Source organism: Microbacterium neimengense (genome assembly GCF_054782995.1).
Genome location: NZ_BAAGRK010000019.1, coordinates 1 through 10,790, shown reverse-complemented (window position 1 = coordinate 10,790; position 10,790 = coordinate 1). Strand labels below are relative to the sequence as shown.

Below are 10,790 nucleotides of genomic sequence, written 5' to 3'. Positions count from 1 at the left end.
TATTAGGTAATATAAAATATTACATCTATAATATCTATTGTAATAATTCTATATAGTTATTATTAATAATATTATATATATGCTATATATAATCATAAAATATAGAAATAGTATGTATTAATATCTATATAATTATATTTGAATATAAGTAGTATTTTAGTTAAATTTCATTTGGGTTTCTTTTAATAATAATATAATAGTCTTGCTTATATATAAATAAGATAAGATAGATATTATAAAAATAAAGTTATAAATATATAAGTATGAATGAATTATGACAATATGTCATACAATAAGCATCAATAAGATGTGAAGTTCTTTGATAGAGAAAGAACATAATAGTAAGTGTTTAATCATGACACCACCGGATGGGTATCTAAGTATTTTAACACATGCAAGTCAGAAATGGCGAACTGGTCAGTAACAGGTGAGTTGATACCGTTTTTTAAACGATTCACTTGCCTCTCAGCAGGTAGTTGGTAGGATAATAGCTTACCAAGCCAATGACGAGTAGGGAGAGTGAAAGCTTGATTCCCGACACTGGAAATGAAAAAGTCCAGAGCATAGATTATGTGCAGCAGTGGAGAATATTGGTCAATGCACGAAAGTGTGAACCAGTAACTTAGAGTTAAAAGTCATTTTCTGATATCAGAAGATTTACTTTTGAATAAGTATAATAAATGATGATTATTATACCGAATAGTCCAGTCTAATCTCCGTGCCAGCAGTCGCGGTAATACGGAATCGGGCAACCCATCGGAGTTTTGAATAGGTGTACAGGGTACGTAGCTTGATCATATTATTGATCTAGAGTCATATAGGGGTAGAACCAACACTTGGAGGAGGGCTAATATTCTTTGATACCAAGGGGTGTACTAAAGGCGTAAGCATTCTACTAAGTATTGACTGACTGTAAGGTACGAAAGCAAGAGCATGGAACCGGATTCGATACCCGGATACTTCTTGCCGTAAACGATGCAGACTATGAGATCAGTGGATTAACTATTGGTTTTCGTTGCTAACGCTAAAGTCTGCCACCTGCATAGTACAGTCGAAAGACCGAAACGTCAATGATTAGACCGTTCTTAGGCACATGGAGTGAAGCATGCCGTTTAATCCGATAGCCCGCGTAAAATCTTACCACTTCTTGCATCTTAGACAGGTGTTGCATGGCTGTCGTCAGTTAGTGTTCGTGAGACCTATGGTTGATTCCGTATAACTAACGCAATCCTCGCTATGAATCTATATGTTTTATAGTCTAGATTTTATAAGAATCTAGTTTAGGAGGACTATGACAAGTCTTCATGACCCTTATGGAGTGGGCTACACGCGTGCCACTAGAATATCGACAGTATGATGCAATTCTGAAAAGAGGAGCTAACCATCAACCGATATTAATGTACGAATTAAAGGCTGGAACTCGCCTTTATGAAGTAGGAATTCCGAGTAATCGCGCATCAGCACGGCGCGGTGAAGTATACCTCTAAGCGGGTACTAATTGCTCATCACGGGGGGAGAGACACTACTCATTGAAGATGTTTTGAATTATCTAAAAAGATATTCAAGTTTCGAGATGAAGAGCGTTGATTTCTCTGAAGTTGAAACATAGTAGCCGTAAGGGAACTTGCGGCTGAATGATAAAATCTAATTAATCCCCTTATACGATAATTATGTCGAATACTATGTACTATTTTAACTACATAGCTTTAAAGAACAACTACTTTATATATTCAGTCATCATGACACACTTTATTACATCTCCACTAGAACAATTCGAAGTGGTACCTTTCCTTAGTGTTTCAGCACCTATTATTGGTGACTTTAACCTTTCACTAACAAATCTAGGTCTATACGCTATTATTACTGTATTCCTAGTACTAGGTCTACATATTATGGGTAACAATTCATATTCTCTTGTACCTAGCGCATGGAGTATTTCACTAGAAAGTGCTTACGCATCAATCCACGGTATGGTACGAGACCAAATTGGTTCAGCAAACGAAATTTACATGCCATTTATTTACAGCCTGTTCTTCTTCATTCTAATTGCTAACCTAAACGGTAATGTACCTTATGCATTTACAATTACAACATCAGTTATGGTTGCTATTGGTCTATCTGTATTCATCTTCATTGGTGTAACTATTCTTGGACTATATACACACGGTCTGCATTTCTTTGCTTTCTTTATTCCATCAGGTACACCTCTAGGACTAGTACCTCTACTAGTACTGATTGAACTAATTTCATATTTTGCTCGGTCAGTATCACTAGGTATCCGGCTATTCGCAAATATGACAGCTGGACACACACTACTAAAGATTCTATCAACATTCCTAACACAACTATTTACATCAAGTATTCTAGTTGCTGTTGTAACACTAATTCCATTTGCAATCTTTGTAGGTCTAGTTGGTCTAGAAATTGCTGTATCTCTAATCCAAGCATTTGTCTTTTGTATTCTTACATGTAGCTATATCAAGGATGCCATTGAACTACACTAATAACAATTCACCTTATACTCCCCATTTATAATATAAGTAAGATAATTTATTTATCAAAAGCTAATAGCTATTACTTTAGTAGTAGCCTAACAATTAAATATACACAAAACATGGCAGCAGCAAAGTTTATCGGAGCAGGACTAGCAGCAATCGGACTATCAGGAGCTGGAGTTGGTATTGGATCAATCTTCTCATCTCTAATCGCATCAGTAGCTCGAAACCCAGCACTACGAGGTCAACTATTTACTTACGCAATTCTAGGATTCGCTCTAGCAGAAGCGACCGGGCTATTTGCACTTATGATCAGTTTCCTAGTACTTTACTCATAATATACAGGATCATCATTAACAATAATCCCCTAAGAGGAACGGTAAAATATAAATAATTTCGTATAAGTGTAGGTGCAGAGATTACCCAATGATTATAATCAAATTATAATTATATATGAACTATATATATATGTATATAATTTAATAATAGGACTATAAGGACTATTTCATGGTTTATCCATGGCTACCCGTTGGCTTTTCTCAACCAACGCTAAGGATATTGGAACACTGTATCTGATCTTCGCTATCTTTACTGGTCTTCTAGGTACAGCTTTCTCTGTTCTTATCCGACTTGAACTGTCTGGAGCTGGTAACCAATTTCTAAACGGTGACCACCAACTATACAATGTAATCGCTACATCTCACGGTATTTTCATGATTTACTTCATGGTAGTACCTGCTATGGCTGGATTTGGTAACTATATGGTTCCTGTTCTTATTGGTGCTCCTGATATGGCTTTTCCACGACTGAATAATGTATCATTCTGGATTCTTCCTCCTGCTATTGTTCTTATCGTTTCAAGTGTATTCGTAGAACAAGGTATGGGTACAGGTTGGACTCTTTACATGCCTATTACAGGTGTACAATCTCACTCAGGTGGATCAGTAGATCTAGCTATTTTCTCACTACACCTTTCAGGTATCTCATCAATGCTAGGTGCTATGAACATTATCACTACTATTATTAACATGCGAGCTCCTGGTATGACACTACACAAGATGCCTCTATTTGTATGGGCTATGCTATTCCAATCAATTATCATTATCCTATGTATCCCAGTTCTAGCTGGTGCACTAACAATGATTATTACAGATCGAAACTTCAACACATCATTCTACGACCCTGCTGGTGGTGGTGACCCAGTTCTATATGAACACCTCTTTTGGTTCTTTGGACACCCTGAGGTATATCTAATGATCATTCCAGGTTTTGGTATGATTTCACACATTATCTCAACATTTTCACAAAAGCCTATTTTTGGCTACCTCGGGATGGTATATGCTATTGCATCTATTGGTATTCTAGGATTTATTGTATGGAGTCACCATATGTACGCAGTAGGTCTTGACGTTGATACTCGAGCTTACTTTACAGCAGCTTCTATGATCATCGCAGTACCAACAGGTATTAAGGTATTCTCATGGCTAAACGAAGTGCTAGGCCCACTTCATATACTGGCCAACTATATTATTACTGTTTTTAATATTATCACAGTACCTCTTAGCTATCTATACCCTCGTGCGACCAAGTATAAGATTCTACCTAATAATACTTGTACTAGTATTGTACCATATGGTACCAATCATGGTTCGACTGTAGGGTACCCTCAATTCAATATTATTATTCGAAATATGGTAGGTATCCCTTTCAATACTCTTTGTATTCTGGTTGGCATGATCCTTTCTGATGCTTGGATGATGAAGCACAAGCAGGGTAACTCTAATGCTCGACTAGCAATCAAGCAGTCCATTCATAATTTTGGCTTTATCTGGCATTGTTTTCAGGTGCTAGCTCATTATTGCTCAAGTATGCCCTCTCTGGTACAATCGACTCTTCCTTCTGGTATTCACTATGGAGTTAGTGTTGTGACACGAACTCTACCTTGCTTTACTATTCTTTATCATATGTTCCATACTAATGGTGTGAAGACTATTCCTATGGATATCTTCGACTATCTTACTCCACCATGTCTTGCTTTTTGGATCATGGGAGATGGAACTATGGCTAATGGTGGAGGGCTTTATCTACACACACAATCCTTTACACTAGAAGAGAATATTCGACTACTTAATGCACTAATTATTAAGTATGACATTAAGGGGGCACTACATAAGGCGGAAGGACGTCATATTATCTATATTACAGTTCCCTCTATGCGGAAGCTATATCCTATTCTAGCACCGCATATGCATCCTTCAATGATGTACAAGATTTTTAAGAGTATCAAGTAATAATCAAGTAATAATATAGCGGGGCAAATTCGAGAGAACTCCTATATATGGAATAAGTAACATATATAGGACAATCGTCGAACTAAATCATTAATTGGAAACGGCTAATGTAAAAGCGTAGAGACTATACGCCCCAGGTCAACCTAAGTATTAATTAATATACGGTGATCTAAGACATAGTCCACTCCTTTAAGCAATTAAAGGTAGACTCTTTTAGCCTAGATCTGAAATGATCGAAGAAAGAGTAGGAGCAACGGCATACGGTGGATCTATCCGATATACAGCACCTATGCTATTCGGACTAGGATTTGTAGCTCTATTTACAATTGGAGGACTAACAGGAGTAGTACTAGCAAACGCTTCAATGGACGTAGCAATGCATGATACCTACTATGTAGTGGCCCATTTCCACTACGTACTTTCAATGGGTGCTGTGTTCTCTATCTTCGCTGGATTCTACTACTGGGCACCTAAGATCTTCGGTAAGATGTACAACGAACGACTAGCACAAATCCACTTCTGGACTCTATTCATTGGTGTAAATACTACATTCATGCCACAACACTTCCTAGGACTAGCTGGAATGCCTCGACGAATTCCTGACTATCCTGATGCTTACGAAGGATGGAACTACATTAGCTCTATTGGATCAATGATTTCAGTTGTAGCTACAGTTCTATTTCTATACGTAATTTACGATATGCTAGTATCACAACCAGTTGCATCTATGAACCCCTGGGGAACACCAGGATACTTTATGAGCACACCATCATATCTAACAGAATCTTCATACAGTACATCTCTAGAATGGACAATCCCAAGTCCAACACCATACCACGCATATCTTATGATGCCTGTACAATCATAATAATATTATTATATATTACAATTCTCCTTACGCATAATCATATTTATACTATTTAAATATGATATATATGCAGCTCCATAGAGCACAAATAACAAATAATAATCATGCCTCAACTAACAGCATACTTCTGGGTAAACCAAATTACATTCGGACTACTTGGACTAGCAGTTATTACATATGTAATGTCAGTATACGTACTACCTTACTTCGTACAACTATTTGTAACACGAGTATACATTACAAAGCTATAATACTATTACATATAACTCCCCACATAGTTATGGATATAATAATACCATAAAGAATTATATAAGCATAATCGATTATCTACATGATTACCCATATTTATAGCGAACGTGTTGAAATTGGTAGACAAGTCCGTTTTAGGTACGGTTGCCTCAGGGTGTAGGAGTTCGAGTCTCCTCGTTCGTAAAAAAAAGTAAAAATAATATAACATAAAAAATGTGGAAGTCGCCTTTCGTATAATGGTCAGTACTACTGTCTTCGAAACAGTCAATATAGGTTCGAATCCTATAGGGCGTTAAAAATATATTATAAGTAGTATAATAATGATAATTTATAAAGCGAGTATAGTATAATTGGTAATACCTTCGCCTTCCAAGCGAATTTTTTCAGTTCGAGTCTGAATACTCGTATAATTAGAATAGATGAAAACAATTAAAATTATAGTGAATTAATAACAGGGATGCTAGTAACTAGTCTATTTATTATTATGATGGCCGTAGCGCTATCTAATACATCTATTAATCCTATTCTACTAACTCGGATGTGTTCACTAGTTCTACTTTACACTGCAGCACTATCATATAATGCTCTAGATCTTCAAGGTATTGGAGAAGGTGTAAGTATTTACAGTGGTCTATTCCAGGTAACATCAGTGTCTCAATCGGCTGACACATTTATCTTTGTTATTGGTGCTATGATTCTTCTACCATGGGCTCCTGTAACAAGTAATCTACAATCACGATCTACAGTATTTACAGCAGTACCAACTATTACAACATATCCTATTATTATTCTATTTACAACTTGTGGTGCTTCATTCCTAGTCTCAAGTGCAGATCTAGTATCAGTATATCTAAGTATTGAACTACAATCATTTGCAGTATATATTCTAGCTACTCTTTATCGAGATTCAGATTCTGCTACAGCAGCTGGTCTAAAGTATTTCCTACTAGGAGGACTATCATCAGCTCTAATTCTACTAGGATCAGCACTAATTTATGGATATACAGGTCTAACAAATCTAGAAAATATTTATACACTACTATCAGTATCAGAAACAAATGAAATGAATCTATGTGCTATTGGTCTATTTATTTTTGTTATTGGTTTCCTATTTAAGATTTCAGCTGCTCCATTCCATAATTGGGCTCCTGATGTATATGATGGAGTACCAACAATTGTGACAACATGGCTAACAATTATGCCAAAGCTATCAATTCTAATTCTACTACTTGAAGTACAAGCAGGTGTAGGACAATCATTTACAGTATGGACAAATCTGCTACTAGTATCATCACTACTATCACTAGTAATTGGTACTGTAGTAGGACTAGCACAAACACGAATCAAGCGACTACTAGCCTATAGTACAATTTCACATGTAGGATTTCTACTACTAGCACTAGGAGTAAATACAGAAGAATCAATTGAATCATTCCTATTTTATCTAGTACAATATAGTATCACAAATCTAAATGCATTTATGATTATTCTAGCATTTGGATATGTTATGCATTCATCAGTATCTCGATCATCAGGACAAAATACTGATCTACAACTTATTATTGAACTAGCTGGACAATTCCGATCTAATCCTATTCTAGGACTATCTCTAACTGTTTGTCTATTTTCAATGGCAGGAGTACCACCACTAATGGGATTCTTTGCAAAGCAAACAGTACTATATTCAGCTACACATAGTGGATATTATTTCCTATCAATTGTAGCAATTCTAGTATCAGTAGTAAGTGCTTATTATTATCTTAAGATTGTACGAGTAATTCACTTTGATTCACCATCATCTGAAATTCTAACAGTGTCATCACCAGAACAAAAGCTATCATCAGTACATAGCTTTGCAATTGCAACACTAACTATGATTATCGCCCTATTTGCGGTATATCCAGATCTAATTCTAAATAGCACAACTCTACTGGCTCTAACACTATATGGATATTAATGTCAGGTATTACTATTCTATTTATTTTTGTACCTATTCTTGTTGCTATTCTACTTATGGCTAATATTCTACTAGCACCTAGTCGACCTTATTCTGAAAAGGTAAGTGTTTATGAATGTGGTTTTGATGGACTTCTAGGTCAAACACGAGCACCATTTAGTATTCAATATTACCTAGTAGGTATTCTATTTATGCTGTTTGACATCGAGATCCTACTATTCTACCCTATTGCAGTAACTATGAGTAATCTAACTCTAATGGGTTATTGGGTAGCTATGCTATTCTCATTTGTTCTGACAATGGGATTTATTGTAGAAATTAGTGCGGGAGTCCTATACTTTACAGACCAACGATCTTCTATTTCAGTAACAAAGAAGTAACTCCCCTCAGGAAATATAGAAATATTTTTGATATAAGTGTATAAAAGAAGTTAATTAATTAATTAAAAGGAATTAGGTCAGTGGTTAGACCCCCATTCTTACACAATGGTAGCAGTTGTTCGATTCAACTATTCCTTAAAGTAATTCTAATAAAATGATTAAGGATTACCCAAATGAATAATAGTTACCACAATTAATATATAATGTATAATAATAAACGTGGTATGGATGATAGATATCATAAGTCTAAAACATGACTTTCTCACTTTGGTCAACATTTGTACAATGTGATGCAGCAGAACCATGGCAAATTGGTTTCCAGGACGGTGCTAGCCCTACATTTGAAGGTATCACAGAACTACACAATGCAATTTTCTTCTACCTTGTACTAATCTTTATCGGTGTAATGTGGGTAATTGGATCAGTAGTAATTAACTACAGTAGTACATCAAACCCTATTTCACACAAGTACTCTAACCACGGTACACTAATCGAACTAGTATGGACTATTACTCCAGCTCTAATTCTAATTGCAATTGCTTTCCCATCATTCAAGCTACTTTACCTAATGGATGATGTTATTTCACCTGCTATGACTATTAAGGCAGTAGGACACCAATGGTATTGGTCATACGAATACAGTGATTTTGTAAATGAAGATGGGGAATCAATCGAATTCGATAGCTATATGATTCCAGATTCAGATCTAGAAGATGGACAACTTCGACTTCTAGATGTTGATAATCGAGTAGTACTACCAGTTGATACACATGTACGATTTGTAGTAACAGGGGCAGACGTAATCCATGACTTTGCCGTACCATCTCTAGGACTAAAGATTGATTGTACTCCAGGTCGACTGAACCAAGTATCCGTTATTACAGAACGAGAAGGAGTTTATTACGGACAATGTTCTGAACTTTGTGGTGTAATGCACGGATTCATGCCTATTGCAGTAGAAGCAGTATCACTTGATAAGTATCTAAGCTGGCTAGATTCACAATCATAATAATAATATCTAGAAACATAATAGACTCTATAATGTATATATATATATCATTGTATTGAGTACCTCTGATTAAAAATATCATAAAAAATGGCTATTCTAACATCACTATATAATCTTCTAGAAGTTCTTATTGTGCTTGTACCTATTCTTCTAGCCGTTGCTTTCATGACTATTATTGAACGAAAGGTTCTTGCTGCTATGCAACGACGAGTAGGACCTAATAAGGTAGGTTATTATGGAGTTCTACAACCGTTAAAAAATTTTTTATATAAAAAAGGCGAGCGGCTTTATCTCGTAAGAGGTGAATGAAAACAGAACTATATGCTGGAAAGTACTATGGAGGCTGTACTATATTAAAATAGTGACAATCAGTTTTTCAGTTATGTATAATCAGCAGGAAACCAAAGTATATTAGTATACAAGTAGGATCCTCAACGATCACACGTTCTGCATCCTATACAATAGGATGGTGATATGATCTAAATAAATGTCGTAAATATTCTAGTTATTCTAGTCGTTATTGTATCTCTGACCATAAGTAGTGATTATATTCTAATGTGTATAGTTATCCCATTTAGTGTTGCAGAATCTTATGTACTTTACACGCATATTATTCGATATAAGACTTGGTCTTATATCAATCGTAAGAAGAAGCATGTAGCTGTAGACCATTGTTCAAATGTGCCTGACAATATCAATGCTTTTTATAAGAAGTGGTGAGGTACAAGTGATGTTTATAAGATCACTTTTCTCCCTTTTCGACTTTTCACATATTATGGTTCATCTGTAAATATGGGTCAACGGATAAAGTACCATTATTACAATACACCTAAGGGTAATAATTTTCTAGCTCTATTCCTAAAGACTTTCGGATGGCATAATTTTTCTATTACTGTGGTTGAAACATGTTCTCGTGAACAAATTGTAGCACGAGAAAATTGGTATCTTTATACATTTAAGCCGCTTCTTAATGTTATAATGACAGCTAACCCACGAGACATCCTAGGTCTATCTGTTCTTACTCGATCTAAGATTAGTCTAGCACTAACAGGTCGAAAGGATTCTGACAGTACACGTGCTCGAAAGAGTGTAGGCAAGATTGGGCCTAAGAATCATAATTATGGTACTGGTCCAAGCAAGGCTACGCTAGATGCAGCAGCAGAAATGAATGGGAAGACGGTATATGTTTACACAGAAAACTCTTTTACACTAGTAACAGGTGCTCCTTTCCGAAGTATCCGACTAGCTGCAAAGACAATGGGGATCGGAGCTACTACACTAACTACAAAGCTAGATACAAACAAAGCTTACAAGGGTTATTATTACTACACGAGCCTACGACAACAACCCTAATATTTTTTTTTTAAGTCGCTGATGCTCTAAAGCTAGTAGTAAAGGAAACAGTAATTCCTGCTCATGCTACGGTAAGTCTATTTTATCTAGCTCCTATTATTACACTAGTATTTAGTCTACTAGGATGGGCTGTTATTCCATTTGGTGCTGGACTAACTATTTTTGATTTTTCAATGGGAATTCTATAT

The 10,790-nt window shown here is 35.8% G+C and carries 9 protein-coding genes, 3 tRNA genes, 1 rRNA gene and 1 pseudogene; all 14 read left to right on the top strand.

All coding sequences use genetic code 11. The features are described 5' to 3' along the window. Positions 1-337: 337 nt before the first annotated feature. A 16S ribosomal RNA gene (locus ACYVJS_RS15970) occupies positions 338-1,646 on the top strand. Positions 1,647-1,670: 24 nt separating this feature from the next. After that, complete coding sequence (locus ACYVJS_RS15965; protein ID WP_460740842.1) at positions 1,671-2,504, top strand: F0F1 ATP synthase subunit A; 834 nt, start codon at positions 1,671-1,673, stop codon at positions 2,502-2,504. Positions 2,505-2,614: 110 nt separating this feature from the next. Further along, entirely contained in the window at positions 2,615-2,833 is a 219-nt protein-coding gene (locus ACYVJS_RS15960; protein WP_460624604.1) for an ATP synthase subunit C family protein, read from the top strand. Positions 2,834-3,013: 180 nt separating this feature from the next. Next, positions 3,014-4,786: a cbb3-type cytochrome c oxidase subunit I gene (locus ACYVJS_RS15955; RefSeq protein WP_460624605.1), complete on the top strand. Its 1,773-nt coding sequence runs from the start codon at positions 3,014-3,016 to the stop codon at positions 4,784-4,786. 229 nt (positions 4,787-5,015) lie between these two features. Continuing rightward, positions 5,016-5,654 carry a heme-copper oxidase family protein gene (locus ACYVJS_RS15950; protein ID WP_460624606.1) on the top strand — a complete coding sequence of 213 codons (639 nt, stop codon included), beginning with the start codon at positions 5,016-5,018 and terminating at the stop codon, positions 5,652-5,654. Between the two features lie 350 nt (positions 5,655-6,004). Further along, a tRNA-Leu gene (locus ACYVJS_RS15945) sits at positions 6,005-6,086 on the top strand. A 40-nt stretch (positions 6,087-6,126) separates the two neighbouring features. Continuing rightward, a tRNA-Arg gene (locus ACYVJS_RS15940) sits at positions 6,127-6,197 on the top strand. A 41-nt stretch (positions 6,198-6,238) separates the two neighbouring features. Further along, a tRNA-Gly gene (locus ACYVJS_RS15935) sits at positions 6,239-6,310 on the top strand. Positions 6,311-6,360: 50 nt separating this feature from the next. Further along, positions 6,361-7,860 (top strand): NADH-quinone oxidoreductase subunit N, encoded by a 1,500-nt coding sequence (locus ACYVJS_RS15930; protein WP_460624607.1) that lies wholly within the window; start codon positions 6,361-6,363, stop codon positions 7,858-7,860. Then, positions 7,860-8,240: an NADH-quinone oxidoreductase subunit A gene (locus tag ACYVJS_RS15925; protein ID WP_460740841.1), complete on the top strand. Its 381-nt coding sequence runs from the start codon at positions 7,860-7,862 to the stop codon at positions 8,238-8,240. The genes ACYVJS_RS15930 and ACYVJS_RS15925 overlap by 1 nt, the downstream gene beginning before the upstream one ends. Before the next feature lie 253 nt (positions 8,241-8,493). After that, positions 8,494-9,249: a cytochrome c oxidase subunit II gene (gene coxB, locus ACYVJS_RS15920; RefSeq protein ID WP_460624608.1), complete on the top strand. Its 756-nt coding sequence runs from the start codon at positions 8,494-8,496 to the stop codon at positions 9,247-9,249. An 87-nt stretch (positions 9,250-9,336) separates the two neighbouring features. Then, a complete protein-coding gene (locus tag ACYVJS_RS15915; protein ID WP_460624609.1) occupies positions 9,337-9,558 on the top strand; it encodes an NADH-quinone oxidoreductase subunit H in 222 nt (73 codons plus the stop codon). 432 nt (positions 9,559-9,990) lie between these two features. Continuing rightward, positions 9,991-10,602, top strand: coding sequence for a hypothetical protein (locus ACYVJS_RS15910; RefSeq protein ID WP_460624620.1), 612 nt, complete (start codon positions 9,991-9,993; stop codon positions 10,600-10,602). Positions 10,603-10,628: 26 nt separating this feature from the next. Then, positions 10,629-10,790 (top strand): annotated as a pseudogene (locus tag ACYVJS_RS15905) (NADH-quinone oxidoreductase subunit H); the annotation flags it as partial.